Genomic DNA, 23,565 nt, shown 5'->3' with positions numbered 1-23,565 from the left:
GACACGAGCGCCGCCCATGAGCTTTGATTTCGACACGATCCACCCTCGCCTCGGCACCGGCAGCACCAAGTGGAGCCGCTACCCCGAAGACGTCTTGCCCATGTGGATTGCCGACATGGACATCGCCGCCCCACCGGCGATCCTCAAGGCCCTGCACGCACGCCTGGACCAGCAGATGCTCGGCTACAGTGTCGCCCGCCCCGAAGTACGCGAGGCGATCATCAGCGACCTGTGGGACAAGTACGCCTGGCGCGTGCAGCCCGATGAACTGCTGTTCCTGCCGGGCGTGGAGCCGGGTTTCAACATGGCCTTGCACGCCTTTGTCCAGCCCGGCCAGCCGGTGGTGTTGCAGACCCCCAACTACGCACCGCTACGCCATGCGGCGGGCAACTGGAACCTACCGAAGATCGAAGTGCCGTTTGCCCTGAGCGACCAGGGCGAATACCTGACCCCCCTGCCCGCCTTGCGCCAGGCCTTGAAAGGCGCCGGCGCCTTGCTGCTGAGCAACCCTCACAACCCCCTGGGCAAGGTGTTCGCCCGCGAGGAACTGCTGGCCGTGGCCAACGCCTGTCTGGATACAGGCGCGCTGATCATCTCCGATGAAATCCATGCCGAACTGTGCTTCGACGGGCGCCGGCATATCCCCACCGCTTCGTTGAGCGCAGAGATCGCCCGCCGCACCATTACCCTGATGTCGGCCAGCAAGGCCTACAACGTCGCCGGCCTGAAGACCTGCTTTGCCATTGTCCAGGACCCGGTCATCCGCGAGCGCTTCAACAAGGCGCGCTGCGGCATGGTCGATAGCGTCAGCCCCCTGGGCCTGGAAGCCACCTGGGCGGCCTATAGCCAATGTGGGGAATGGTTGCAGGCGTTGGTAGCGTACCTGCAAGACAACCGCGACTACCTGCTGGAGGCGGTGCAAAAGCGCCTGCCGGGCGTGGTCATGCATGCCCCCCAAGGCACCTACCTGGCCTGGCTGGATTGCAGCGCCCTGGGCCTGGAAGACCCGCAGCGGTTTTTCCTGGAACAGGCCAAGGTAGGGTTGAGTGCGGGTGTGGAATTTGGCGATGACAGCCAGCAGTTCGTACGCTTGAACTTCGGCTGCCCGCGAGCCTTGCTCGAAGAAGGTCTTTCCCGCCTGGAACGCAGCCTGCAAAACCGCTGAACCGCTCTGCCGGAGCCGCCTTGCCGGCTCCGGCAAGGGCTGGGCTCAGAGCTTGGCGATGGACACTTCGGTGGATTTGACGAAGGCAATCACTTCGCTGCCCACCTTCAATTCCAGGTCGCGCACCGAGCGGGTGGTGATCACCGAAGTGACAATCCCCGACGCCGTTTGCACGTCAATCTCGGACACCACTTCGCCCAGCAGGATCTCCTTGATCACGCCCTTGAACTGGTTGCGTACGTTGATCGCTTTGATGGTCATGTGAGGTTTCCTTTTACGGTTGGGTCAATCCGCACGAATGCGCAGGCCCTCAAAATGCGCCATCCACACCAACAACAAAAGGAATAAATAACTATTTATTTATTCCTTTTTGACATATTAAGAATTCTGTAATTGCATACCAAAAATGCCTACGGTTTGAACGTAGATTCCCTGCATGGCCAACGCGGTCTCACCGGCGCAGCCTTGAACTGAATGTTTGAAGCACCGAAATAACACCGTGCCCAATTAGGGCCCGGTGTTATTTCACATTTGAAAGCGCTCGGCCAACTCAGCCCATTCAGACAAAGACCCCACCCGACAAGGGCGCATCAGACAGCGTCGCACCTGGCTCGGTCAACGATTTGAACAAGGTATGCCCCTGGAGCAACTTGCCATACCAGGCGTTCAGGCTCTCGACATCGCTCTGCCCGTCCAACGCCTCGACCCACAGCACCAGATCGCCAGCGGCGTCAGCGGTCAGTCTGACGGGGGCAAGCACCGAGAACGGGCTGTTGACCTGCAATAACTGAAGCACCACACCTTGCAGCAATCGCTTGGGCAGCGCGCCCAGGCGCAGGGCGATCAGCCAGCCATGCGGTACTCGCTCCAGTAGCACTTCGGGATCCTCGCCAATGTGCAGACGGCAGGTAGGCTGATCTTCTGGCGGCATTGCCAGATCCCATTGCTCCAACCAGTTTTTCAATGACATTCAAGCTTACTCCGCAATTCGCCAGGCCTTGGCCATTTCGACAGTGGTGGAGCTCGACGGTTTGCTCCAGGGTTTGTTTCGTGCGCCGTAGTTATCGATAAGATCGTCCAGGGCCTGATTGATCTGGGCCGGGCTTATCGCACGCATCAGGCTGTGCTCGACACGATTGAGCAGCGCGACGTTGGAGGCTGGCTGGCCAACGCGATAGAGGGACGGCAGAATCACTTCTTTGCGGATGTTGTCGGCGATCACCGCCACATCACGTCTGCGCATTTCATCGACCGCAGCTTTCAATACCGGCGACGCCACAGGCGTGTCGCGCAAGGCCCCCAACAAGCGCTGATGGTCGGTGTTATCGGTATTGTTCAGCGTATTGGCTACCCATGCCTTGCGTTCCGGGGTCGACGCCAACGTATCGAGGCGCGCCAAAGCCGAATTTATGCCGTCGGACAGTTTCATGTCCTTGGCCGAAAGGATGGCCACTGTGAGTTCGGAAAAAGCCTGCGTCGCCGCCCGCCTAAATTGCACGACATCCGCCGTACGAACCGGCTCTTGCGCCGAAACGCTGGCAAGCATTTCATCGTCCAACGCCAGTAGCGCGCTTTCCATGGTTGCAAACGTGTGGGCCTCACGGGCCTGCAAACGGTTATCGAGGTGGTTGCCGACCTCTTTGTGCAACAGCGATTGCAGTTCGTTCTTGACGCCATCGGGCATTGTGAAATTCAGGGTTCCGCTGAGCATGCCACTGTAGTCCCCCGACTCTGTTTTGAGCGGCACCACGACGGTCTGGTCCTCCAGCGCAGCGAGCCCGCGCGCCTGCAATGCCGCTTGTGCGCCCAACGGAGCCCCTACAACCCACTCGAAAACACTGGGGCGGTACTGACTAGGCCCCTTCTCGGGAACTGCGTCCTCAGGAAACTTGAGAATGAGGTTGTCATCTTGACGTAGCGGGCTGTTCGAGAACTGTTGGTTGATCATTTCCGCTACCGGAACGTTGAGCATCACGCCACCGTCCTGGAACTTGGTACGCTCGTTCTCTGCCTGGAACGGATGGTTGGTTTCGCCCATTTGTTTGAACACCAGCGGGAACGAACCGGAGATGTGCGCGGCGCGGGCGATGTCCATGTCGGGAGTCAGGTCGGCATTGAATACCACCAACTGCGGACGGCCTTCATACATTGCCGTGCCGGTGATGTTCAGTTCTTTGATCTGCGGGATCTGCCTGCTGAGCACGGACAGGTCGCTGAATGTGACTGCGCCGCCCTTTTGCAGTTTTTGCACAATAGCATTGACGGCGGGCTGCCGAGCGACCTCGGGATGGGCCGCAATCTGGTTCAGTACGGACTTGCTGGACTCCGTGCGCAGGACTTTTTCCAGTGGCGCTGCTTCTGAACCCATGCGCGGGAGGATGTTGTACAGCAAGCGCACAATGCTGGCGACCACGCCGTTGTTGCCGAAGGTTATCAACTTGCCTAGGCCAGAGTTAAGATGCTGGAGCTTTTTCATCCAGCCTTTGCCGCTGTCGAGCAGGGAGATCAAGTCCATGCTATCGGACAGGCTCTTGAACGAACCAGCGCTCATCCCGGACGCCAATAATGCCGCTGTGATTGCCCCAGCCGAAGATCCGGAAATGCTCTTGATACCGTCCAACGCTCCTTTATTTTCGAGTGCTGAAATAGCGCCTGGATACGCTGCGCCTTTGGCACCACCGCCACTGAGAACCAGACCGGTCAACGGTGGCCGGGTCAGTTTGACCTCGGTGACACCGTTCTCGAAACTGCGCAGCGTGACCTGCCGCTTCCCCGCGCCTTCGGCGATCAACTGCGACGCGCCTTCGGGTTGCGGTGCCACCAGGGCAGCCCGGCTGATATCCGGCAATTGCGCACTGACGGCTACACCGATGCTGCTCTTGAGTGCCGCCGTCAAACCCTGGCCCACAGGGTCCGTGGACAACCTGGCCTTGAGCGGTGGTTGATCCTTGGGCGGCGTAATTTCCTGCGGCCGGCCGGTAGCGGCAAGTGCGTTGACTGAAGACGGAATTAGCATAAAGGCTCCTGGGGCAAGTCAGTTGTTGACTGGAGCAAATACTAAGGGAATGGGTTTTCCGGCCTTTTCAGTATCAGACGTTTTTTTATCAATTTAGCGTTTCCAGTGATTGCCCTTCAGTTTGTCTGTCGATCGAAGGGGCAGGCGCTCGCGCTTCATGCTGCCACGTTTGCTGCAAGGCGGCTTCCAGTGCCCCCAATTGGCCGCCAACGCTCGCGTCAATGATGCCGATCTCGGTCTCAAGGATGCAGCCACCCTGGTCGAGTCGGGCATCGGCGACGACCTCGACATAGCCCACCTCCGGGAAGTCCTTGAGCACTCGGGAAATCTGCTCGCGCACCTCAAGTACCTGATCCGGATGCACATGCAAAATGACCTGTTTCTGATTACTGACCAGCAACAACGCCTGTTGTGTCACCTGTAACGTCAGCTCGATATTGTCGTAATGCTGAAGGATCTTGCGCACGGCTTGCAGCACCACACCGCCCATCTGCTGCTCGACCTCGCGGTAATACTGATGACACTGCAACAGCGTTTCCTGAATCAGCACAGCCTGACGCTTGTTCGCCTCTTCGATGCCGGCCTGCCAGCCCAACGCCTTCTGTTGCTCATAGACATCATGGGCAGCACGCTCGATTTCCTCGGCACGTTTGCGGGCGACTTCAACCAACTCGCCTGCCGTCAGATAGTCTTGATAGTCAGCACTGCGCAGCAGAACCTGATCCGGTGCGAGGCGGACTTCAGATGCTTTTATTTCAATAAATGGAAGCATTGCGGGCTCACTTGTCGGGCGATTTTCAGACACAACGCCTGGGCCAATGGACGCTGGCTGTTACTGACATGCCAACGCTGAGGGGGCACCAATAACTGGGATTTTCCAGGCGCCAGGCGTAAAGCCAGGCGCCTGGAAAATCCCGATGGTGCGTCATCACAGGCCAGCAGCCAGAACTCCAGCGCGCGCTGGCGCAGGCAATCAACCAGTTCTCCTGCTGGTAACGGTTGCTGCCAGCCTTGCGGCCAGGCGCCAATAATCAGCTCCAGTTGTTCCAGACAGTAACGATGCCCGGCTTCGCCAATCGCAGCGTGAACCCGCCGCAGGCTTTGCGCGTCCAGCACTTGCCGAATCGCGTGACCATGCAGCAGTGCGCCCAGATAACCGAGAGTCTTTTCCAGCGCGGCCTGCTCAAAAAACGCGAGACCGCCGAGCATGGGTGGCAATTCATACTCGATGCCCAGCGCAAACTCATTGAGCAGCCATGCATTGATCCCCCTGTGCCGGCGCCAGTGGTCCAGGGTTTCGGTCAGGCCCGCCAGCGAAGATGGGAGGCGTGCAGGGTGAATGTAACGGGCCGGGCAAAACCGTAGCTGGTAGGGCGTCAACAGCAACGTCATCACGAAAGCCTGCTGCGCTGCCACACATATTGCCCGAGGTTGCTGACCAACAGCAGTGCCACCATTAGCCCGAACAGCCCCAGCAACCGGCTGCGCGATTCTTCAGTCACCTGAATCGAGAAGACTGTTTCATAACGTGGGGCGAGCGGAACTTGCCGCACATCGGCCGAAGGCACCAGCACGACGCTGATGCGGTCGTAACTCAAGCCTTCGATGCCGTTGTTCACCAATTGCTTGATCTGCGGAATGTAGGCGTCGAGCTGAATATCCGCCGCATGCTTGATAAATACCGACGCCGAGGCAGGCGACGATTTTTTACCCAGGCCATCGCGGTCTTCAGGCAGCACTACATGCACCCGAGCGACCAGTACACCATCGATTTCAGAAAGGGTTCGGGAAATTTCCTGGGCCTTGGCGTAGTTAAGCCGCGCTCGCTCCTCGACCGGCGAGGAGATCAATCCCTCCTTGGGGAAAACATCCTTGAGCGTGGAAAAACTCTCGCGCGGATAGCCCTTGCGCTTGAGTGCATCAATCGCCTCAGCGATATCGGACTCCTCGACCAGCAACTTGACCTTACCGTCCTTGTCGGGCTGCTTGGCTGCCCAGATTCCTTCGGTGCGCAGCAACGCCAGCATTTCGTTGCCTTCTTTCTGGCTGATACCGGCATAGAGTTCGACTTTGCAAGCGGTGAGCAGTAACACGGCCAGCACCATCAGAATTCGATTGAGTCTCTTCACACAGCACCTTATTGGGTTTTCATCAGCGTTTCGACGTTCTGACTCATGCGCCCTACCGTCTTGGCTATCAGTTCCTCCTGCATGCTGATACGCATCAGCGACCACTGCATCTGCATAAGGCTGCCCGGGTCGTCGCCTGGCGTCGAAAGCTCGACCTCAAGTTCATGCTTGGCCTGGGAAAAACGTTCCTTGAGCTGCCCGATTTCGTTGAGCAAATTACCTCCCAGGCTCTCACCGCCCTTGCCCATCTCCCGTTCAAAATCGGTGACTTGCCCGGCATTGGCTTGGGGTGCCTTGAGATCATCGAGATTGGCGACAGTGGCCTGACTTATCTGACTAACGTCCATCACGACTCCAAATCGGGTGAGTGGGTGAAGCTCATCATGTTTTTGATCATTGCGTTCACAGGGATCAGGATCTGCAACTCGCGGCGCACAATCGCCTGCAGGTAGTCACTGCCCTCGACGCCCTTGACCTCACTCAGTACGTTGAGCAACAGGGTTTCTTGTTGCTTGCCGAACGGTGCCTGCTCCTTGAGCATGTCCTTGAGTGCCAGACGATCCTGTTCAAGCCCCAGTTGTTGTTGCCCAAAGCGCACGAGCAAGCGATCCGACAGGCCCTGCATCAGCCAATTGAGCAGTTCACCACGACGCCCTTCGGCCGATTCCGGCAGATCCTGGCGATACCACTTCCACACGGCGTCACGCTGCTGCCGGGCATCCATACCTGTCAGTGCCGTTGTCAGATCCGCACCGTGCAACCAGAGTTGCAAGGGGCCGTCAATCGAGACAGGCCTCGGCGACACCGCAGCCGGTTTCATTGCCGCGTCAAATGCTTGTGCCTGACCGGGCTCGGCGGGTAACGCAGGTCGAGTGTCCCGTGCATCATGAGGCGGCAGTTGCCCGGGCGCCGAGTCGATCCGGTTCATCCCCCCTCCGGGTCACGCATGCCTTGGGCAAACTGCTGCAGCCGCGGGTCTTCGCTCGCCGCCAGCTCGGCCAGGCGCCGATCCAACGCGGTGCCCAAGCCCAGCCGCCATTCACATAACGCCAGCCAGGGCGCAAGTGCCGGCCACGGCTTGCCCTCGCCCAGCACCAGCGCCTGCTGGTAATGTCCCTGGTTCATCAGGCTGGATAGACGGATAAGGCACGCGGCCTCCTCCTGCCCCTCGACCTGTTCAAGCCAGTTGGCAATGTGCTGTGCTTCTTCGTGGCAGTGATGACCGCTACCGGCCAGGGCTAGTTCTGCCATCAGCCCTTTCAATGAACTGTCCATCATCAGATTTTCTGCAGGATGCCTTGCATCAGGTCTCTCATCGAACGGGTGACGGTCGAGTTGATGTTGTAGATCACCGACCATTTGTTGAGTTTGTGTTGCAACTCGGCCAGCAGCGCCGGGTTATCCGCAGAGTCCTTGAGAGCGGCAATCGCATCACCGACCTCCTTGTTGGCGTTGTTGGCCTGGTCCTTGAGGTTTTCCGCGACTTTGTCGAGCGTGTTGACGCTACTGTCATTGGTAAAGATCGATGCCATCATGAAGCTCCCTTGAGGGTGTTGAGAAGGCTGATGGCGGCCTCGACTGCCTGAGCTTCCATCTGCCATTGCCGATACTGTTGAGGATCACTGCCGCCGATCAAACGACGTTTGACGCAGGCCCTGGCCTGTTGCAGTTGCGCGTGTATCTGCTGTTCAAAGTCCGTGTCAGCGGCGCACAGACGCTCCTCCAAAACCGTCATCATTGAGCGGTTCCCCCTTTAGATTGATGATGAATTGTTGTTTGCCACGGCTGACGATCACGGTGTCGACATTGATCGCCAGCACCCTCACGCCTTGCGCAGTAGAGGCATTGACCGGGTATTTCTGACCATCGCTCAGCACCACATACGGCACTTTGCCGAAGGACACCGAACGCACCACGAACTCCAGATCATCGGTGCTGCCACGTTTGTTGCGACTCACCAGGTCCAGGGCCGGACGTGCGCCGAACTCCTGGCGAAAATCACGCTGCAACGTGTAGAACGCGCTGAGTTGAGGCTCATCAAGTTGCCCGCGCACTTCAATTCGCTCACCTTTGTCCTGATAAGCCAGCACCGCGTCGAGACCCGAGTCGGCAAGCATCTGATCGAGCCGCTTGAGGTGCGATCCGGCAAGCCGCACACGGTTTTCCACTCCCAGCAAGCCAGGTACATCGACCTTGAGCAAACTGTCGATTTGCAGCCAATGCTCATCCTCAAGCGCCAGTTCACCGGTGAGGCGAATCCAGCCGGGTTGGTCCCCATTGGCCGTGCGTACCTGGCGATAACCGAATTTCTGCAAGATGAACTCCACCCCCTGGCGAATCTCTTCCAGGGTGCGTACGTCGAGCCGGTATGTCAGGCCGCTACGTTCCAGGTACTGCTGCAATGCCAGCCGCGTGCGGTTGTCTTCCAGATAACCGGTGAGCGCAATACTGCCATTGCCCTGAGGCTCACCGAGTTGCACAAACTGATACTGGCGATCACGTAAAAAACTGCGCAAGGCCACGACCGGGTCCTCGCTGGCCATCCCAGCGTTGCCAGACGACCAGGGGGCGCCAAGCAAAGCAATGAGCCCTGCCAGCAACAGTGCACTGATACCAAGCAGCAATAGCCCACCCCAACGCACTCGCGGCTGCGCCATGCGCCGTTCGTGAGGGTTGGCAGCCAGAGGCAGCTGTTCGCAGAACTGCCGCTCCTGAGCACAATAGGCCCACAGCAGCGGCCCACAAGCCTGGCGGACCAGGGCCTGCAACGCGCTGCCGCCCGCCAGCGGCTGCCCCTCCTGAAGTGGCTGATGACCTTCGGCCCACTCCAACAGGCGTACACCTTGTGGGTCGACATCGAGCACCAAGTGGATCGCAGCGATACCTTCATCGACCAGCACCAGATCGGCTTGCAGCGGATCGGAACCGATCACTACCCGCCCTTCAGCCAGCGGTACTTCAACCCCTTGATTGAGGCCGCTATAGAAACGAATTTTCCAACCCATGTCAGGGCTTCTTCGGTGCGCGGACGCACTGTTCGACACCTTCGACGCAGGCACCCTCGGCAATACGCCAGCCCGTGGTGTCCTTGCCCAGGCTGCATGCCATCAGCGAAGAGTCCTTGCCTGCCTGTGCCAGCACGTGCTGGAGCTCGCGGGCCTGACCCAGTTCCTGGCACTGCGCAGTCCCGAGCAATTTCTGCAACGAAAGACTCTGGTTCGACAGCTCATCGACCTGGAGCAATGGATCCATATAGCCACGCTTGCTGCCCAACGCCACGAAATGGCCTAGCCCGTTGTCAATCAAGCGCGGCTCGATCAGAAACAGCCGCACCGAGCGACGGGTGAAACTGGACTTGAACCGGAACAACGCTCCCAGATACGGAATGTCGCCCAGCAGCGGAACCTTGCGCATGGATTCGCTGAGCTCATCACGGTAGATACCGCCGATCAACAGACTCTGCCCGTGTCCCACGCGAGCCACGGTATCGACCACGGTGCGGGCGATAGTGGGAAGCCCACCCACCCCTGAGCTGTTGGGTTTCTGATTACCGTCCTCGATATGCAGGCTGAGGCTGATTTCCGGTTTGTCACCCAACTGGATGACCCGCGGCGTCAGTTTCAGCATGGTGCCGTAGGTGATCGCCTTGAGTTCAGCCACCCGCTCACCAAGAAGGCTGACATAATAGGTTTCGCTGTGATCAATCACTGCCAGGGTGTTTTCCTGGGTCAGCACGGTCGGCCGCGAGCCGACCTGGGCGCGCCCCTGACTCTGTAGCAAGGTGATGCGGGCAAGCAGGTAATCCAGCCCCCGGCTATCCACAAGGCTGGCACCGGCCTCGCGCGTGGTACCAGGACTGGCGTTGCCCTGACCGCTAATGTTCTGGCTGGTGGTGCGAATGTCGATCAGCTTGTTTGGGCCGACGCCTATACCGACGCGCCAGTCCACGCCCAGTTCGGCGAGGTTTTCCGCGTTGATGTCGACAATCGACAAACCGACCTCGATTCGCGCCGAAGGACGATCCAGCGCCGCGATCAAGCGCCGGTACATCGGCATGCGATCCTTGGTATCGCGCACAATAATGGCATTGAGCGAGGGCTCAGCCTGAACTACGGCTCGCCCGGACTGCGTCGGTAATCGAGGACTGTCCTGTCCGCCTTCTACCGACACCACGTTAGCGTCACTCAGCACGCGAGCAAGAATGGTCGCCACACCCGGTGCATCAATATCGTCTTCGCGATACTTGATTCGCCGATCCTCAGCGACCGCATACTTGAGCGGAAAAATTTCCACGGCCAGGTCTCCGGTCTTCTCAATACGCAGAGCGTGCTGCTGCTCAAGAGCCAGGGCTGTTTGCTCCACCAGATCCAGATACCGTGGGGGGCCGGAGACGTACACCAACCGCCCGCGCATGTCCGATCGCCAACCAAATCGCGGCTCCCAGACACCTGCAGCTTCCAGTGCCTGCCTCAGTTCGGTTTCGCCGATCTGCTCCAGCTTGACCAGCCGCGACTGCATTTCGGTGGCCTTGAATACGTAGAGAACAGCACCGTCGTAGTACCAGATCAGGTTGTAGAGCGAAGTCATCAGTTGCACAAAGGACTGAGGATCATCGAGATCGAAACGCCCACTGACCTGATCATTGACCTTGTCACTGACAATCACCGAGCCGTCGTAATTAGCCGCGAAATTGGCCAGGACATCACGCAGGCTTTCACCCTGGGCGATATAGTTGTAGGGGATTTGTGGCCAATCCAGATCCTGGCTTTGGGCGGTTCCGGTCAATAGCAAGGCAAAGACCAGGCTCAAGGACCGCGAAACACTCAGGGACGCCATAAAGTTTGTTTCCACTGCGGTTCCAGGCCTGCAATCAACAGCTCTGGCTTGATCGTTTCCAGAATCGCGACCTGAGCCGATAGCGCTCTCTCCAGGTCGTCCAGTTCCAGGGTGGCGAATTCCAGACGCGCTTCAAGCATCAGGTTTGACTGTTCATCGGTGGCCAACGCCTGGGGATAGCGTCGACTCCATCGGGTGACCTGGCCTAACAGGTTCAGCAACACTTCACGTTCAGCCGCAGATGAGTGCTGAACTTGCCAGTTCAGCGGGCTGGACAGCACAAGATCAGCCCCCTGACGTTGTAAAAACAGACTGTGACCGTCGATCCGCAGGTGGTATCGACCTGTTTGATCGGCCACAAAAACCCCTTGGCCCGTACGTGCGGCCAATCCAGTCAGTAAATGTTCCATGATTCCTCGGCGTATCCGGCAGTCAGGAGCCTTGCCAATAAAAGTGGTCGTTCGCCTGGCACAGGCTACGTTCATACAGCCAGTGCTGAACGACATCCGCGGCACCCGCGTCGTCGTCAAGCCTGGCCAGCGGCTCCCACAGAGGGCTCAACACCACCGGGACAGGCGAAAAACCATCGAGCTTGCCGTCAGCCAGCAACATGGACATGCCTTGATGCCAATTGGGCCAGGCCAGCTGTGCCTGCTCGGAGATGGCGCCCAGCTTGCGTACCATATTGGCAATTTCAGCGTCGGTCTTTGCCCGACATTGAGCGATTTTGGCCAGTTCCTGTTGTGCTAATTGCGCATTGGTTTCTCCGACCAAGCGCCAGAACTCGGCCTTGATCCGCAACTGGCGTGCCTGTGTTTCGTACTCGATCAATGCCAGGCGCCAATTGGATACCGCTTCATCAAAAAGGCTTTCCCACCAGCTGTATACCGGCAGCAGAACCCAATCGATGAGGGCCTGAGTCGAGGCCAGATTGATCCGGTCGCCCAACCAATTGCACCAGTCCTCACCCTGGGCGCGGGCCTGACGCAGTACCAATTGAATATCCCCGCGTTCGAGCGCCATGCCACGGGCCAAGCGTTGTTGCAGCCAATTGGACTGGAACAGTTGCTCCAGCCGTACACGCGGCAGCAAGCGTTGCAACAAGATCAACTGTCGCACACTAATAATTCCCGACTCACGGTACACACTGACTGATACACACCCAGCTGCCCGGCCTCGACCGCGGGCATCCCGGCCTACTACAAACACCCGACGACCAGCAAAAATACCAGCTTGAGGGGTTTGATTTTGGTCTTCCTGGCTCATCTTCTGCCTTGACTATCTCGTTTCGTAGCACACCCGTCAGCGTCTTCCACTGCGACCAATCTTACTGAGGAGCAACGGACCAAACTTGCAAAAAACGTCATTTTTTTTTAGTCCGCCGCTATTCTTTTCCTTGTCTTGAACGACTGGGAGTACACCCGAAACGACGACGATAGCTCTGAGTGAAGTAAGACTGGCTGGAAAAACCGCTTTCCATTGCGATGTCCACAATGCTCATTTCGCTGTTAAGCAATAGATGATGGGAGTAGAGAATACGCCGCTCACTGATCCACGCTCGGGGAGAAACGCCATAGACCGACCCGAACAACTCCTTGAACGTGGTCAAGCCCATTCCGAACTCCCGGGAAAACTGGCAGAGCCGCCACTCCTTGAGGTAGTGCTGCTCCATGAACACCTGTAAACGCTCGACGTGCCGACTTCCCTGCTGACGCAATACTGACATCAGCGCCGGGCCCTGGGGGCTGAAAGCAAACAGCATCAACAACTCTTCGACGCGCAACAACGCCAGCATCGGTGGGTGCTCATGCACCATCAGCCCTTCAAGCCCCTTTATGCAGTCCGCCATCAACGGCGTACTGGCAAACGCAATGAGACTAACCCCCGGCCCATCCCAGCGCTCTACTTCACTCAATAAAGAACCAAAACGCTGAACAAACTTTTGTAAAAACTGAACCGATAATGGGATCCAAAGTAAAACACAATCGTGTTCGCCCGTACTCACGACATAGTTACCTCTGCGCGCAAACAATAGCTCGCCAGGCATGAGACACACTGTCGCATTACAATCTTGAACCGTGACCTGCCCCTCGATAAGGATATAAATCCCCTCCTCACCGTTCGATACAAACTCAAACGTCGGAATAGACCACCGGCACAGCTTTATCTGTTTCCGAGCACGTGTGCTGGCACCTTGCATTTTATTGTGACCCCGAACCTGCACATACCATTTGTACGGTGCCCAAGTAGGCATCGTACGAAACTCAACTTCTAAATACTGCTGCGCGACGACTTTGCGCTTGAATCCTGTGACGCGAGAGCCTGGAATCTAGCAGTGGCGGATTCTCTATCTCTTGGCTCAAACACTGCACTGATTCTATGAAGTCAGGATGACTAACTCAATGACAACCGTCCTTGCAATTAATCATAGCCACTAGAGTAATTACTCTTAACTAGACGAAGCCCCGATAAATTTATTTAGTTACCCACCTATCGAAACACCCTTCTATTTCAATAGGCGCTAAATAAATACAAAATATTTCAAGATCATTTCGTCGCCACCGAAATAGTGCACTTCGGATAGCAGGGTAGTTGCCCAAGCTGCATATTCATACTTTCACCAGGCACCACCGACTGCCAACTTCTCGACTGCACAGCCCCGTCCTCTGACCAGGCCAGCTCACTGCGCACCAGCAAGCTGTCACCGACCACCTGCGTCGGCATCAGACGAAAAGCAAAGTGCAACGGCAACGCCGTCACCCGATAACGAGCCTGGGCAACCAACCGCAGCTGCTGCTGGATCACCGAGTAGAGCCGCACACTGACGTAGGCAGGTTGTGAAATCGGTGAAGGCGTGCGCACCTGCCCTCTCACATCAATCAACGGTGCCGGCGGCGAAGGCACACTGACGCAGCCCCCCAAGGCAAGAAAAACGCTGAATAGCAGCGTCTTCCTCATGGTTGACGAACCTTGCGCTCATAAAGAGGGGCAATCTCGCCATCGACCAAACGCTGCAAATGTTGCTCACTCTGTTGATCGACCTCCACCTGTACCGCCAGCCAGCGACCCAACTGCGCAACGCTGATGCCTCCCTCCTGGCGACTGGGCACCTGACTGAACGAGCGCCCGGCAAAGCTTCCAGATATTGGCGCACCGTCACTCGTGGCCGCTGGTGAAATGCCAGTGCTTTCTATCTTCATGACTCACTTAAACCCTCATACCGGCGGGCTTGGATATTGTTTGGTCGCCACCCTCATATCCCGGCAGCAATTGCTGCCAAAACTCGGCGTGATCAAGCAGGTTGGCCAAGGTGGCCTCGAAACGTTCCAGGGTCAACTCAGCCGCGGGTATCTGGGCGTATAGCTGCACCAGGCCTGCTGCCTCATCAAAACCAAAATGCAGATCGAAGCGATACCAGTACCGATTGAAACTCGCCAACTGCCGGAAGATTGCGTCGCCGAACGTTTCGATTCCCGCCACATCCGCTTCCATAACCAAGCGCTCGCGTCCTGCCAGTAACACCAGCGTCACGCCCAACTTATCGTCAAACAGCAGACTGGCTATTCCCTCTTCATCCAGCGACAAAGCGGGAAGGCCACTGCGATTGGCAAACTCGGCAAGCAGCCGGTTGACCCTGATCCTCAAATCCATGCACGTCCCCTCGAACTAGGCGAATGCTAGCACCCTGACATGAGCGGGTTTTGTCACTGACGGGCTTTTCTTTTAAGAAAAAAGCCACATCACTGTGGCTTTTTTCCTATATCAAGATCAGATCAAGCCACGCCAGCGGCGGCCCGCCAGGCCTGATTGTGGTTCTGGGTGTACTGCGCAAGCAGTTGCAGCATCTCTTTCATAAAGTTGGCGTTGTAGCTCAACTGGTCTTCGACCTTCTGCTTTTCGCTCTGGGCAATTGACGCGCTGACTTCATCTTCCTTGGCATTGGCCTGAATAGCCGTTTGCTCGACTTGCACCGAGTTGCTGGACATCTGCCCAAGTGCCTGGTTCACGCCATTGATGCTTTGCAGCTTGGCATTGCGGTTATCCACGCCCTGCCCAGCCAGCTTGAGCGCACGGGTATCGGCCGCCTGCTCCTTGGCCCATTCCCGGCCGACCTCAATGCGATCGGCCTTCGAGGTTTTGCCCAGCTCCTGCATCTTCGCGTCGATCTGCTCGTTGCGCCGACCAATGTTGCCCTCCAGGACCTTTTCCTGGCTGATCGCCTTGCCATTCTTGACCGCACCAATGGCACCGGTAACCGCCGATGCCAGGGCCATCACACCGGAGATCACCGCCATCGCAATCATCAGCCTCGAACCGCTGCGCATTTCGTCCACTTGGGACTTCTGCGCATTGATGATCGAGGTGTTCTCGCTGTCGCGCTGGATAATCCCCAGCTCGCGGGCCTTCTGCGCGATGCGAAACAACAGCACCATCAGCTCCACACTGCCATTGAGTTCACTGCTGACCCTGCCCAGCCCCTCGGGCTTGAACACTTGCCTCGGCGCTATCAGGTCGACACCCAAGCTCTTCTTCGATTCGCCGGGCAGTGCCGTATTCGCGCTGTGAACTGTTTCGGTTCGTACGCCTGCTTGAGTTTTTTCCAGCGACTGAGTATTGCCAATCTGACCCAGCCCGTGAGCGCCATAGCCTGTTTCAATCATCATGATGTGTTCCTCAGATAGCCGCAGGACGGCTGGAAAGGTTATGCAGGGTGTCGCCCTTCGCATTGATCATCTGGAAAATCTGCTCCATGACCTGCAAAAAAGACTCGACCATGCGACTGAGTTCTTCCTTGAGCTTGTCCATGACGGCCTGAAACTGCGTGAGCTCGGAGCGCGTCTCCAGGGCATCGGCCTGTTTATCGGCAGCCTTGGCCTGAAACGCCGAGTTGGCGGTTTGCGCCGCACCGTTGGCGACCTCCAGGGTCATGTCGGAAATCTGCATCCCGAGCTTGGCACCATGGGACAGAGACTGACTGGCCACGTTGCCAAACTTGCTCCCCAAATCCGCCACTTTGCCGGCTAGACTGGCAGTGAGCTCGGCAGCCTTGCCACCGATTTTTGCACCCACCTTGGCGACCGCCCCGACGGCAGCCCCCCCGAAACTGACTACCGCAGCCATCACAGCGATGGCGATTTCGATCCCCATCAGAGCCGGTCCGAGCTTTTCCATCACTTCTTTACTGATCAATCCGTCCTTCGCCGCTTGTTGCACAGCCTGGGAAACGACACCCATTACGCCCCCGGCGATCATCAGTGCTCCGGCGGCCGCGCCGACACCCGTCGCTACCAGAATGGCACCCACGATGATCGAGGCAATGGCACTGATCCAGCCAAAAATCTTACCTATCAAGCCAGACTTCTGGGCTTCTTTTGCAGCCTCGGTCGCCTCCAGAATCTTCTTCTGGTTTTCCTCGATCTTTTGCAGGTTTTGCTCACGCGCCATCTTGATTTCTTCAAGCTTGAGCTTTTTTTGCGTGGACTCCAGCTCGCCAGTCAGTTTGGCCAATTCAATCTCGAAATCCTCCACCGAGCTGAGCCGCGCCACGCCTAACCGAGCCGTTTCAGCGACAAAACGCTGGGCCAGCCCGGTATCCTGGCGCACGGACTGCACCAGGCGGTTGATGTCCGCCCGAGTCCCGACCTCCAGGCGCTGCTGGCTGGCCGCCGACGGCGCAGTCAATTGCACCCCTTGAGACGTGACGGCCGATCGGCCATCCGACTCGACCCGGGAGACCGTTAGCGCATCCCCCCCACGATCATTGCGTGGGCGCCCCACGGGGTCGCTTGCAGCAACGCTCCCCGTGGCAAGCGTAACGCGATCAAACGTTATCGGATTCATTAGGTTGATCCTTTCTCGCTAGTACGGCTTCCAACATGGCGCCTGCACGTTCGGCCAGAACCGAGTGTGCCGGCTGTGCTGCGGCCAAGGCCTGAGCCGAGTAGAAGCCACTCTCGGCCCCGTCGAGATCACCCAACCGCAGGTGACACTCGCCAGCATGAAATGGAAATCTGGGCTCGTTGATATCGATCAGCGCGCCGTAACTGAAGCTCTGCAATGCCAGCTCTAGCTGCCCCATGGCCTGCCTGCACGCGCCCAATCCCAAAAAGAACCGAACGTCGTAATGATCAAGCATGCACAGCGCCTGAAAAATCTTGTGGGCGTCATCCCACTTGCCAGCCTGGTATTGATTGAACGCCAGGGAGTAGAGCTGCTCAAGGCTGTCGCTGGAGATGTTCCTGAGCATGGCCAGTGTGCCGCCATCGCGCAAAAACGCTTCCAGTTCTTTCTCGTATTCCTCAGACACATCGTGTTCTTGCTGGCTCATCAACCGTTCCTATATGGCATTTAGAATGTCGCGCATCATGCTGTCGTACTTCTGAACGAAGCGATTCAGGGCCTCGATGGCCGAGTTGTAGCGAGAGCTGACATCGTTCAACAGCGTGGTTTTCTCACTGACTTTGTCGTTGATCGGGCGGGAGCGGTCGCCCACCGTCGTGGCGAAGTTGGCGATGGGGTTGTTCTCGTCCTTGAACTCGTACTTTTTGAGTAAGTCATCGGGGTTCATCGCCCCACTGTCCTTCGGTGCGCCACTGAGGAAGCTTCTGATGCTCAGCGTGCCGGTGCGATAGGTGTCGAGCCCTGTCAGCAGCGTGTATTCCGCACTGGCCTGCCAGGTCTTGTCGTCGGGGTAGCCGTATAAGGTGCGATCGAACAGGTTGAGTCCCGGCTCGATTGTGATGTCTTTTTTAGCGGCCAGATTCGCGTTGATCTGCGACTGGATCTTGCTGTAGATGTTGAGCTCGGCAGTCAGAACCTTGAGGTCATCACGCAGCGCGGTACGCTTGCCATCCTGTATCAACAGAACCTCTTCATAAACGCCCCGCACGTCATCATCGATCCGGTCACTGGTCAGGCCGAAATGCGCCTTGGCCAGGAACTCTTTCAACGGCCAGGGCTGCCCCGGCTTCGCATCGGCGTACTGGTTGATCAGTTGCTTGACCGACTCGATCCCGGACTTGATTTGCAACTCATACAGGCTGCCCTTCAAATTCGATTCAGGCGGCAAAAAATAGGCCAGCAACTTTTCTACCTGGGCATCCGACAGAGTCTGGTTGGCATGGGTAAAGCTGACATTGCGGTTACTGACCAGTGCCTTAAGCTCTGCCAGTGCATCCGTTGCGCGACCGCGCAAATGATCGGCTGGAAGCGTCTGCAACGTATTCAAGAACCCCGACAGGTCTTGCTGGTAATGCCTGATATCCATAAGAGGTTCCTTACACCACAAGTCCACGCATCGACGCCGGACGCCGTTGTCGTTTTCCTTCATCGGCAACCGGTGGGCGGCTGATGCGCATCCGCCGCACTTCCTGCAACAGCTCTTGTTCTGCTCTCTGTACAAGTGCCTGGTCCGGCGAGCGAAAGACCCGGTCACGGACCTCGGCAGGCAACGCCAGGCCTTCCCACAGTTCACTGAGCAACCGCTCGCGGTGCTCATTGTCTTCAATGGCCTGCTCGGCAGCCTGAAGGGTTTTTGCGTAGGGTTCGTCGTACATATCCATGGCTCCTATAGTAGGGATAGAGCGCCTGGCTTCCTGTCAGGTACGGTCGATTATTTGTCGTTTTCTGATGGTTCGTAGCGAACACACCTGCCCGGCCGCCAGCTCGAACCAACCGCTCTGCAGTTCGGCTGCGCCAGTCCAGCGACGATAGAAATGCGCCATCCGCGTGCCATCCAGCGGGCTGTCCGCCATCGCCTGCACCTTGCCGTAGAGCTTGGCTTGCGCGCCCAACACCGCGAGAACCGCCTCGGCCAGCACATGTAGCGCGGCAAAAGAATTGACCAGGCCATGGCGCCCGTCGACCCGGCGCAGCATGACGATCCAGACCCGTCCCCCTTCACAGCGCCAGGCCAGTTCGCAGCCGCCATACACAAACTTGCGGCCCAGCGGTAGTGTGCTGTGACGCAAGAAATGTGGCCGGGTGTCATGCCCGTGTGCCTGTAGCCAGCCCACCAAAGGGTCGCGCGTCATAACGTCACCCGGCCCAGTGGCTGGATGTTGATTTGCTGGGTCAACTCCTGGTAGGAGAGTACCGGCAAGCCGTAATAATCGCCTTCGATCAACTTGCGCACGTAGCGGCGAATGTCCATCGACACGATCAGCACCGGCTTGCTCTGCATTTGCGCGAGGTCGCCGACGGTCTGCCGGACTTGTTCGAGAAAGGCTTGGGTGACCGCCGGATCGAGCGCCAGATAGCTGCCGGCACTGGTCTGGCGAATGCCTCCACGGATCTGCTCTTCGACCTGTTGGTCCAGCAGGTAGGCCGGCAGGATGTTGTTGCCGCTCGAATACTTGTAGCAGATGTAGCGCTTGAGGCTGCTGCGGATGTATTCGGTCAACTGCACCACGTCCTTCTCTTTCTGCCCCCATTCCACCATCGCTTCCAGAATCGCGCGCAGGTTGCGGATCGAGATGTCTTCACCGACCAGGCGCTGGAGAATTTCAGTCATGCGTTGCAGCGGAATGATGCGCTGGGCCTCCTTCACCAGTTCCGAATAGCTGTGCTCCATTTGTTCCAGCAGATAACGGGTTTCCTGGATGCCAATAAAATCTTCGGCGTACTCGCGCAACACATGGGAAAGGTGCCAGGTCAGCACCTGATCCATGCTCAGGAAGGCGCAGCCGGATCGTTCCAGCCGACCTTGGTGCTCGGTACTCACCCACAGAGTCGGCTTGCCCGGCAGCACCGGCTCGCCTTCTTCAAAGGGCACACCAATGAGCTCCAGTTGAGTGGCGCGCTCCTGCACCAGCAGCCGTTCGCTGCGCAAGCGCCCACGGGCCACCGGCACTTCTTGCAACTGAATCAGGTATTCACCGTCTTTCAAGCCTTCATTGAAACGCAGATGGATACCCGGAAACGGCACACCAAAATCCAGATAGAGCGCACGCCGCACCCTGACCAGCTCATCATTGAGTGCGAACGCCTCCAGCTCCTGCTGCATGCTAGCCCCCACATCGATCAGCAAGGGCACGGTCATCGCGAACTCTTCCTTATCCCCCAGCCGTGTGCCCTTGGACTTGTTGCCCGCGGGCTTGGCCTTGGGCTTGGCCGATGAGGCCGCTCCCGCACCTTGCGCCAGCAAGGTTGGTAAATCTCTTGGATTACCCTCGGCAGCCATCCCGCGCTGACGCAACAACATAAAGTAACCACCCCCACCCACCAGTACCGCCAGCAGCATGAAAGTGACGGTGGGAAACCCGGGAATCAGCCCGAACAACAGCAGCAATACCCCCCCAATCAGTAATGCCTTGGGCTGGGCCACCACCTGATCACCGATGTCACTGCCCAGATCCGACGTACCGTCCGAGGAGTCCCGGGTCACGATGATCCCGGCGGTAATGGCAATCAACAGGGCCGGCACCTGGCTGACCATGCCATCGCCGATGGTCAGCACCGAATAGAGCTGCAAGGCGTCGCCTGCAGTCATGCCCTTCTGGGTAACACCAATGGTGATACCGGCCAGAATATTGATGAAGATAATGATCAGGCCGGCAATCGCATCACCTTTGACAAACTTCATCGCGCCGTCCATTGAGCCGAACATCTGGCTCTCTTTCTCGATCACCGCACGCCGGTCACGCGCCTCATTGACATCGATGACCCCGGCGCGCATATCGCCGTCGATACTCATCTGCTTGCCGGGCATGGCATCCAGAGAAAACCGCGCACTCACTTCAGCGACACGCTCGGCACCTTTGGTGATTACCAGGAACTGCACAATGGTGATGATCAGAAAGATGATGCAACCCACGACCAGATTGCCGCCCACGACGAAGTTGCCGAACGTGTAGACGATCTGGCCCGCGTCGGCCTCCAGCAAAATCATGCGCGTCGTACTGACCGACAACGCCAGCCGGAACAAGGTGGTTATCAACAGCACCGCAGGGAACACCGAAAACTGCAACGGTGAACTGATGTAGACGGACATCATCATCAACACCACCGACACTGTGATGTTGATTGCAATCAGGATATCCAGCAGAAACGGTGGCAGCGGCAGGATCATCATGAACACCACCGCCAGCAGCATCACCGCCAGCATGATGTCCTGGCGTTCGCCCGCCAGTCTCAAAAATTCAGCGAGCCGGTTCATGGGCCTCCCGCAGGCTCAGGAAGCGCTCGTGCGCCACGCGCGCATCACCAATACGCCCCTGCAAATGGCACGCACGACTGACGCAGTCCCACAGCGCGAAGTCTTCCTCGCCTTCAGACAACAACCGATCACACTGTTGCTCGGCCTGCTCGCCCGCCTCCAGTTGCAACAGTGCCATCACCAGCGCCCGACGCCCCTGACGATGAGTCGGTTCAACGGCCAACAGGGCCTCAAGGAATATCCGCGCATGCGCTGGCTGGCCGCACTGCAGCTGCAGCCAGCCAAGCAACAGCAACAGGCTTTGCTGGATCGGTTTCAACATCATCGGTGGGGTCATACCTTGTGCAGCAAATGGAGGGCCATCTGCAGCAAGTACTCATCTTCGCTACGCGCTTGCAACAGCGCCGAGAGCGCCTGAAACTCGGGCGCATCAGATGAACAGACTTGCTGTTTGAGGTCGGTCAGGGCCTGGCGAAATGCCTGTGGCCGGAGTAATGCGTGGAAACCTTCATGGGGGCAGGCAAACGCCTGCAAACGACGTCCGGCGAGATCTGCCGGGTACAGATTATCAAGATGGGCCTCAATGCAATGGCCGTCAGGTGGCAACACATAGCGCTCGGGCAAGCCCGATGCGAAATGCTGATCGCCAACCTCAGTCAGGTGCTCAATGCCGATGTGCGGGGCACTGATCCGACTCACGGCGCAAGCACCGTTTGGCGCGCCGCACTCAATGTGCGCAACGCCTGATGCAAAACCAATGCGCTGACGCGCCGCTCATCCAGGGTAATCAATAGCAGTAGACGCGTGTCACCAGCCCATCCACAACGCAGTGGCAGCTCAGGCCCGGTGCGGCTAAATACCATCGCCAAGGCACGCACCGCGCCCTGATGAACCTGATGCCACTCCAGATCAACAGCCAGCCACAAGGTCAACTTGCGGTTGTGCTGCTCCAGTTGCAGCGTGCCGGTTTCCTCGAACTCCAGCTGGATGAGCGCCCCCAACGGGGTCGGTACGACCACACCCAGGTCCTGACAGAACTGCGCCAATGCTTGGTCAATCCAGTGCATGCTGCTCACTCATTGTGCTTGCCATTCGTCTTCTTCCTGGTCAATAGCCAGATCCAGCGCCAGCTGACAGGCATTGAGCAGGTTCTGACGCTGCTCCTCATCGGTGAAAATTTCCGTAGGGATCAGGCGCACCAGCCGCTTGATCTCACGAAAGAAATGGATCTGCCGCGCAGCGTCCTTGATCCCCAGCGGCACGATCAATCGCTGCACGTCCTGGACACTCGCCCAGCGCTTGTCGATCAGCCCAATCAGCCCGCCCATCAGATCAGAAGGCCCGTATGCCATGACCTCGCTCCCCCGTCACCAGCGCCTGCCACAATGCATTGACCTGATCCGACATACTCGTCAGCACCCGCAGCTTGTGCATGTCGCTCATCACCCGTTCGAGCTTGACCGGGTCGAGCCGGGTCTGCTGGCTATCGAGGTCGGCGCTCAAGGCTTTCATCAAGAATCCCGCCACACCTTCGAGCATCGAACTGCCGAACCGCGCATTAATGTCGTTCCACGCCGCGCTCAGACCGCGATAGTCCATGACGGCATCGCGATAGGTGTCACGCAGTGACTGGATATCGCCCACGCCCTGCTCCGCCGCCGCCTTTGCCAACGGCCCGATCTGCAAGCCCAGCTCGATGGCCTGGCCATGCTCCTGGGCCATTTCCAGTAACGCCTGGTCAATAAGCTCGACCATCGCCCGGGCAGCGGTTTTACCGGCCAGTTCCTGGCGTGCATAGGTCAGTGCAACAAACTGGTGACTGACCTCGCGCGAGAATCCCTTGAGATAAGCCTTAAGCTGCGCGAGGTTGCTTAACTGGCCACTGCCGAGGTGCGCAACCAACGCTTCGAGCTTTTGTCGGGCCTCAAGATCAGGCACTTTCTTGAGGTACTCCTCAAGCATTTCAAGGATTTCGCTCAGGCGCGCCTGACCATCACTGACGCTGCGCTTGGCCAGAGATTTTTCTACTCGTTCGGAGAATACGAAGGTCAGCTCTTCCGCCGCGTCGGCCATCGCCTGACTGGTGGAGATGTATTGCACGCGCTCCCCCTGGAAATTCCCGGTCAGTCGACTATCGCGTGCAATGACCGGCTCAGCCTGTCGATCCGGCACTGACACTGCGGGGATAACGCTCTGAATAATGGCCATACAGGGTACTCACTTGCCGACAACATACGCATGACAGGCATTGTAGGAATGGGAC

General features: G+C 57.9%; 32 protein-coding genes. 1 reads left to right on the top strand and 31 read right to left on the bottom strand.

The genetic code is table 11. The features are described from left to right. The first annotated feature begins 16 nt into the window (after positions 1–16). Positions 17–1,165, top strand: coding sequence for a MalY/PatB family protein (locus AC07W7_RS01585; protein WP_076963231.1), 1,149 nt, complete (start codon positions 17–19; stop codon positions 1,163–1,165). Between the two features lie 45 nt (positions 1,166–1,210). On the opposite strand, the gene AC07W7_RS01580 is transcribed toward AC07W7_RS01585, so the two are convergent. The 31 genes from AC07W7_RS01580 to sctW all read right to left on the bottom strand — a co-directional run bounded on the left by AC07W7_RS01580 (position 1,211) and on the right by sctW (position 23,510). Further along, on the bottom strand, positions 1,211–1,426 hold the full coding sequence (locus AC07W7_RS01580) for a TOBE domain-containing protein (protein WP_003173733.1): 216 nt from the start codon (positions 1,424–1,426) through the stop codon (positions 1,211–1,213). A gap of 298 nt (positions 1,427–1,724) precedes the next feature. After that, a complete protein-coding gene (locus AC07W7_RS01575) occupies positions 1,725–2,135 on the bottom strand; it encodes a CesT family type III secretion system chaperone (protein WP_076963232.1) in 411 nt (136 codons plus the stop codon). Between the two features lie 6 nt (positions 2,136–2,141). Then, positions 2,142–4,181 carry a patatin-like phospholipase family protein gene (locus tag AC07W7_RS01570; protein WP_495038489.1) on the bottom strand — a complete coding sequence of 680 codons (2,040 nt, stop codon included), beginning with the start codon at positions 4,179–4,181 and terminating at the stop codon, positions 2,142–2,144. An 88-nt stretch (positions 4,182–4,269) separates the two neighbouring features. Beyond that, positions 4,270–4,953, bottom strand: a complete 684-nt coding sequence (locus AC07W7_RS01565; protein WP_076963233.1) for an HrpE/YscL family type III secretion apparatus protein — start codon at positions 4,951–4,953, stop codon at positions 4,270–4,272. Then, on the bottom strand, positions 4,932–5,573 hold the full coding sequence (locus tag AC07W7_RS01560; protein ID WP_099169716.1) for a Yop proteins translocation protein K: 642 nt from the start codon (positions 5,571–5,573) through the stop codon (positions 4,932–4,934). The genes AC07W7_RS01565 and AC07W7_RS01560 overlap by 22 nt, the downstream gene beginning before the upstream one ends. Continuing rightward, positions 5,573–6,322, bottom strand: a complete 750-nt coding sequence (gene sctJ, locus AC07W7_RS01555; protein ID WP_090413028.1) for a type III secretion system inner membrane ring lipoprotein SctJ — start codon at positions 6,320–6,322, stop codon at positions 5,573–5,575. The genes AC07W7_RS01560 and sctJ overlap by 1 nt, the downstream gene beginning before the upstream one ends. Next, on the bottom strand, positions 6,319–6,657 hold the full coding sequence (gene sctI, locus AC07W7_RS01550) for a type III secretion system inner rod subunit SctI (protein WP_495038488.1): 339 nt from the start codon (positions 6,655–6,657) through the stop codon (positions 6,319–6,321). The genes sctJ and sctI overlap by 4 nt, the downstream gene beginning before the upstream one ends. Further along, positions 6,657–7,238 (bottom strand): YopR/YscH family type III secretion effector, encoded by a 582-nt coding sequence (locus AC07W7_RS01545; RefSeq protein ID WP_099169715.1) that lies wholly within the window; start codon positions 7,236–7,238, stop codon positions 6,657–6,659. Before AC07W7_RS01545 ends, sctI begins: the two co-directional genes overlap by 1 nt. Continuing rightward, positions 7,235–7,585 carry a YscG family type III secretion system chaperone gene (locus tag AC07W7_RS01540; RefSeq protein ID WP_083743067.1) on the bottom strand — a complete coding sequence of 117 codons (351 nt, stop codon included), beginning with the start codon at positions 7,583–7,585 and terminating at the stop codon, positions 7,235–7,237. Before AC07W7_RS01540 ends, AC07W7_RS01545 begins: the two co-directional genes overlap by 4 nt. A gap of 2 nt (positions 7,586–7,587) precedes the next feature. Continuing rightward, positions 7,588–7,842, bottom strand: coding sequence for a type III secretion system needle filament subunit SctF (gene sctF, locus AC07W7_RS01535; protein WP_076963238.1), 255 nt, complete (start codon positions 7,840–7,842; stop codon positions 7,588–7,590). Then, a complete protein-coding gene (locus AC07W7_RS01530) occupies positions 7,842–8,048 on the bottom strand; it encodes an EscE/YscE/SsaE family type III secretion system needle protein co-chaperone (protein WP_076963239.1) in 207 nt (68 codons plus the stop codon). The genes sctF and AC07W7_RS01530 overlap by 1 nt, the downstream gene beginning before the upstream one ends. Then, positions 8,011–9,315 carry a type III secretion system inner membrane ring subunit SctD gene (gene sctD, locus AC07W7_RS01525; RefSeq protein ID WP_495038487.1) on the bottom strand — a complete coding sequence of 435 codons (1,305 nt, stop codon included), beginning with the start codon at positions 9,313–9,315 and terminating at the stop codon, positions 8,011–8,013. The genes AC07W7_RS01530 and sctD overlap by 38 nt, the downstream gene beginning before the upstream one ends. Before the next feature lies 1 nt (position 9,316). Continuing rightward, complete coding sequence (sctC, locus tag AC07W7_RS01520; protein ID WP_099169713.1) at positions 9,317–11,146, bottom strand: type III secretion system outer membrane ring subunit SctC; 1,830 nt, start codon at positions 11,144–11,146, stop codon at positions 9,317–9,319. Next, a complete protein-coding gene (locus tag AC07W7_RS01515; RefSeq protein ID WP_076963242.1) occupies positions 11,134–11,556 on the bottom strand; it encodes a YscB family type III secretion system chaperone in 423 nt (140 codons plus the stop codon). Before AC07W7_RS01515 ends, sctC begins: the two co-directional genes overlap by 13 nt. A 22-nt stretch (positions 11,557–11,578) precedes the next feature. Further along, entirely contained in the window at positions 11,579–12,412 is an 834-nt protein-coding gene (locus tag AC07W7_RS01510) for a T3SS regulon anti-activator ExsD domain-containing protein (protein ID WP_076963243.1), read from the bottom strand. Positions 12,413–12,530: 118 nt separating this feature from the next. Continuing rightward, positions 12,531–13,346 (bottom strand): helix-turn-helix transcriptional regulator, encoded by an 816-nt coding sequence (locus AC07W7_RS01505; protein ID WP_076963316.1) that lies wholly within the window; start codon positions 13,344–13,346, stop codon positions 12,531–12,533. Between the two features lie 347 nt (positions 13,347–13,693). Beyond that, positions 13,694–14,104 (bottom strand): YscW family type III secretion system pilotin, encoded by a 411-nt coding sequence (locus AC07W7_RS01500; protein WP_495038486.1) that lies wholly within the window; start codon positions 14,102–14,104, stop codon positions 13,694–13,696. Beyond that, positions 14,101–14,346, bottom strand: a complete 246-nt coding sequence (locus AC07W7_RS01495) for a T3SS regulon translocated regulator ExsE family protein (RefSeq protein ID WP_141562834.1) — start codon at positions 14,344–14,346, stop codon at positions 14,101–14,103. Before AC07W7_RS01495 ends, AC07W7_RS01500 begins: the two co-directional genes overlap by 4 nt. A 7-nt stretch (positions 14,347–14,353) precedes the next feature. Next, a complete protein-coding gene (locus tag AC07W7_RS01490) occupies positions 14,354–14,797 on the bottom strand; it encodes a type III secretion system chaperone (protein ID WP_076963246.1) in 444 nt (147 codons plus the stop codon). Positions 14,798–14,919: 122 nt separating this feature from the next. Continuing rightward, positions 14,920–15,810 (bottom strand): YopD family type III secretion system translocon subunit, encoded by an 891-nt coding sequence (locus AC07W7_RS01485; protein WP_495038485.1) that lies wholly within the window; start codon positions 15,808–15,810, stop codon positions 14,920–14,922. Positions 15,811–15,820: 10 nt separating this feature from the next. Then, on the bottom strand, positions 15,821–16,987 hold the full coding sequence (sctE, locus tag AC07W7_RS01480; RefSeq protein ID WP_495038484.1) for a type III secretion system translocon subunit SseC family protein: 1,167 nt from the start codon (positions 16,985–16,987) through the stop codon (positions 15,821–15,823). Further along, positions 16,968–17,474: a SycD/LcrH family type III secretion system chaperone gene (locus tag AC07W7_RS01475; RefSeq protein ID WP_076963248.1), complete on the bottom strand. Its 507-nt coding sequence runs from the start codon at positions 17,472–17,474 to the stop codon at positions 16,968–16,970. Before AC07W7_RS01475 ends, sctE begins: the two co-directional genes overlap by 20 nt. Positions 17,475–17,483: 9 nt before the next feature. Beyond that, the gene (locus tag AC07W7_RS01470; RefSeq protein WP_495038483.1) at positions 17,484–18,413 is read right to left on the bottom strand and encodes a virulence-associated V antigen; all 930 of its coding nucleotides are present in this window, start codon (positions 18,411–18,413) and stop codon (positions 17,484–17,486) included. 10 nt (positions 18,414–18,423) lie between these two features. Then, complete coding sequence (locus AC07W7_RS01465) at positions 18,424–18,702, bottom strand: LcrG family type III secretion system chaperone (protein WP_076963318.1); 279 nt, start codon at positions 18,700–18,702, stop codon at positions 18,424–18,426. A gap of 42 nt (positions 18,703–18,744) precedes the next feature. Continuing rightward, the gene (locus tag AC07W7_RS01460; RefSeq protein WP_495038482.1) at positions 18,745–19,179 is read right to left on the bottom strand and encodes an LcrR family type III secretion system chaperone; all 435 of its coding nucleotides are present in this window, start codon (positions 19,177–19,179) and stop codon (positions 18,745–18,747) included. After that, positions 19,176–21,302 carry a type III secretion system export apparatus subunit SctV gene (gene sctV / locus AC07W7_RS01455; RefSeq protein ID WP_169864157.1) on the bottom strand — a complete coding sequence of 709 codons (2,127 nt, stop codon included), beginning with the start codon at positions 21,300–21,302 and terminating at the stop codon, positions 19,176–19,178. The genes AC07W7_RS01460 and sctV overlap by 4 nt, the downstream gene beginning before the upstream one ends. Then, positions 21,286–21,627 carry a type III secretion apparatus assembly chaperone SctY gene (gene sctY / locus AC07W7_RS01450; RefSeq protein ID WP_099169708.1) on the bottom strand — a complete coding sequence of 114 codons (342 nt, stop codon included), beginning with the start codon at positions 21,625–21,627 and terminating at the stop codon, positions 21,286–21,288. Before sctY ends, sctV begins: the two co-directional genes overlap by 17 nt. Positions 21,628–21,635: 8 nt before the next feature. Then, positions 21,636–22,001 (bottom strand): type III secretion apparatus assembly protein SctX, encoded by a 366-nt coding sequence (gene sctX, locus AC07W7_RS01445; protein ID WP_076963253.1) that lies wholly within the window; start codon positions 21,999–22,001, stop codon positions 21,636–21,638. Then, complete coding sequence (gene sycN, locus AC07W7_RS01440) at positions 21,998–22,369, bottom strand: type III secretion chaperone SycN (protein WP_076963254.1); 372 nt, start codon at positions 22,367–22,369, stop codon at positions 21,998–22,000. Before sycN ends, sctX begins: the two co-directional genes overlap by 4 nt. Before the next feature lie 9 nt (positions 22,370–22,378). After that, entirely contained in the window at positions 22,379–22,654 is a 276-nt protein-coding gene (locus AC07W7_RS01435; protein WP_076963255.1) for a TyeA family type III secretion system gatekeeper subunit, read from the bottom strand. Next, entirely contained in the window at positions 22,635–23,510 is an 876-nt protein-coding gene (sctW, locus tag AC07W7_RS01430; protein ID WP_076963256.1) for a type III secretion system gatekeeper subunit SctW, read from the bottom strand. The genes AC07W7_RS01435 and sctW overlap by 20 nt, the downstream gene beginning before the upstream one ends. Positions 23,511–23,565: the final 55 nt, after the last annotated feature.

Source organism: Pseudomonas sp. GW821-FHT01D09 (assembly GCF_059422465.1).
This window is presented reverse-complemented; position numbering and strand designations above follow the sequence as displayed.

Excerpts from the sequence above, each read along its gene's own strand:
- AC07W7_RS01515 (WP_076963242.1), bottom strand. The coding sequence starts at position 11,556 with ATGGAACATTTACTGACTGGATTGGCCGCACGTACGGGCCAAGGGGTT.
- sctD (WP_495038487.1), bottom strand. The coding sequence starts at position 9,315 with ATGGGTTGGAAAATTCGTTTCTATAGCGGCCTCAATCAAGGGGTTGAA.
- AC07W7_RS01485 (WP_495038485.1), bottom strand. The coding sequence starts at position 15,810 with ATGATGATTGAAACAGGCTATGGCGCTCACGGGCTGGGTCAGATTGGC.
- sctW (WP_076963256.1), bottom strand. The coding sequence starts at position 23,510 with ATGGCCATTATTCAGAGCGTTATCCCCGCAGTGTCAGTGCCGGATCGA.
- AC07W7_RS01540 (WP_083743067.1), bottom strand. The coding sequence starts at position 7,585 with ATGGACAGTTCATTGAAAGGGCTGATGGCAGAACTAGCCCTGGCCGGT.
- AC07W7_RS01545 (WP_099169715.1), bottom strand. The coding sequence starts at position 7,238 with ATGAACCGGATCGACTCGGCGCCCGGGCAACTGCCGCCTCATGATGCA.
- AC07W7_RS01585 (WP_076963231.1), top strand. The coding sequence starts at position 17 with ATGAGCTTTGATTTCGACACGATCCACCCTCGCCTCGGCACCGGCAGC.
- AC07W7_RS01575 (WP_076963232.1), bottom strand. The coding sequence starts at position 2,135 with ATGTCATTGAAAAACTGGTTGGAGCAATGGGATCTGGCAATGCCGCCA.
- AC07W7_RS01570 (WP_495038489.1), bottom strand. The coding sequence starts at position 4,181 with ATGCTAATTCCGTCTTCAGTCAACGCACTTGCCGCTACCGGCCGGCCG.
- sctV (WP_169864157.1), bottom strand. The coding sequence starts at position 21,302 with ATGAACCGGCTCGCTGAATTTTTGAGACTGGCGGGCGAACGCCAGGAC.
- AC07W7_RS01465 (WP_076963318.1), bottom strand. The coding sequence starts at position 18,702 with ATGTACGACGAACCCTACGCAAAAACCCTTCAGGCTGCCGAGCAGGCC.
- AC07W7_RS01580 (WP_003173733.1), bottom strand. The coding sequence starts at position 1,426 with ATGACCATCAAAGCGATCAACGTACGCAACCAGTTCAAGGGCGTGATC.
- AC07W7_RS01460 (WP_495038482.1), bottom strand. The coding sequence starts at position 19,179 with ATGACGCGCGACCCTTTGGTGGGCTGGCTACAGGCACACGGGCATGAC.
- sctE (WP_495038484.1), bottom strand. The coding sequence starts at position 16,987 with ATGAATCCGATAACGTTTGATCGCGTTACGCTTGCCACGGGGAGCGTT.
- AC07W7_RS01510 (WP_076963243.1), bottom strand. The coding sequence starts at position 12,412 with ATGAGCCAGGAAGACCAAAATCAAACCCCTCAAGCTGGTATTTTTGCT.
- sctI (WP_495038488.1), bottom strand. The coding sequence starts at position 6,657 with ATGGACGTTAGTCAGATAAGTCAGGCCACTGTCGCCAATCTCGATGAT.
- AC07W7_RS01505 (WP_076963316.1), bottom strand. The coding sequence starts at position 13,346 with ATGCAAGGTGCCAGCACACGTGCTCGGAAACAGATAAAGCTGTGCCGG.
- AC07W7_RS01560 (WP_099169716.1), bottom strand. The coding sequence starts at position 5,573 with ATGACGTTGCTGTTGACGCCCTACCAGCTACGGTTTTGCCCGGCCCGT.
- AC07W7_RS01490 (WP_076963246.1), bottom strand. The coding sequence starts at position 14,797 with ATGGATTTGAGGATCAGGGTCAACCGGCTGCTTGCCGAGTTTGCCAAT.
- sctY (WP_099169708.1), bottom strand. The coding sequence starts at position 21,627 with ATGATGTTGAAACCGATCCAGCAAAGCCTGTTGCTGTTGCTTGGCTGG.
- AC07W7_RS01500 (WP_495038486.1), bottom strand. The coding sequence starts at position 14,104 with ATGAGGAAGACGCTGCTATTCAGCGTTTTTCTTGCCTTGGGGGGCTGC.
- sycN (WP_076963254.1), bottom strand. The coding sequence starts at position 22,369 with ATGCACTGGATTGACCAAGCATTGGCGCAGTTCTGTCAGGACCTGGGT.
- AC07W7_RS01565 (WP_076963233.1), bottom strand. The coding sequence starts at position 4,953 with ATGCTTCCATTTATTGAAATAAAAGCATCTGAAGTCCGCCTCGCACCG.
- sctF (WP_076963238.1), bottom strand. The coding sequence starts at position 7,842 with ATGGCATCGATCTTTACCAATGACAGTAGCGTCAACACGCTCGACAAA.
- AC07W7_RS01495 (WP_141562834.1), bottom strand. The coding sequence starts at position 14,346 with ATGAAGATAGAAAGCACTGGCATTTCACCAGCGGCCACGAGTGACGGT.
- AC07W7_RS01530 (WP_076963239.1), bottom strand. The coding sequence starts at position 8,048 with ATGATGACGGTTTTGGAGGAGCGTCTGTGCGCCGCTGACACGGACTTT.
- sctC (WP_099169713.1), bottom strand. The coding sequence starts at position 11,146 with ATGGCGTCCCTGAGTGTTTCGCGGTCCTTGAGCCTGGTCTTTGCCTTG.
- AC07W7_RS01435 (WP_076963255.1), bottom strand. The coding sequence starts at position 22,654 with ATGGCATACGGGCCTTCTGATCTGATGGGCGGGCTGATTGGGCTGATC.
- AC07W7_RS01475 (WP_076963248.1), bottom strand. The coding sequence starts at position 17,474 with ATGAGCCAGCAAGAACACGATGTGTCTGAGGAATACGAGAAAGAACTG.
- AC07W7_RS01470 (WP_495038483.1), bottom strand. The coding sequence starts at position 18,413 with ATGGATATCAGGCATTACCAGCAAGACCTGTCGGGGTTCTTGAATACG.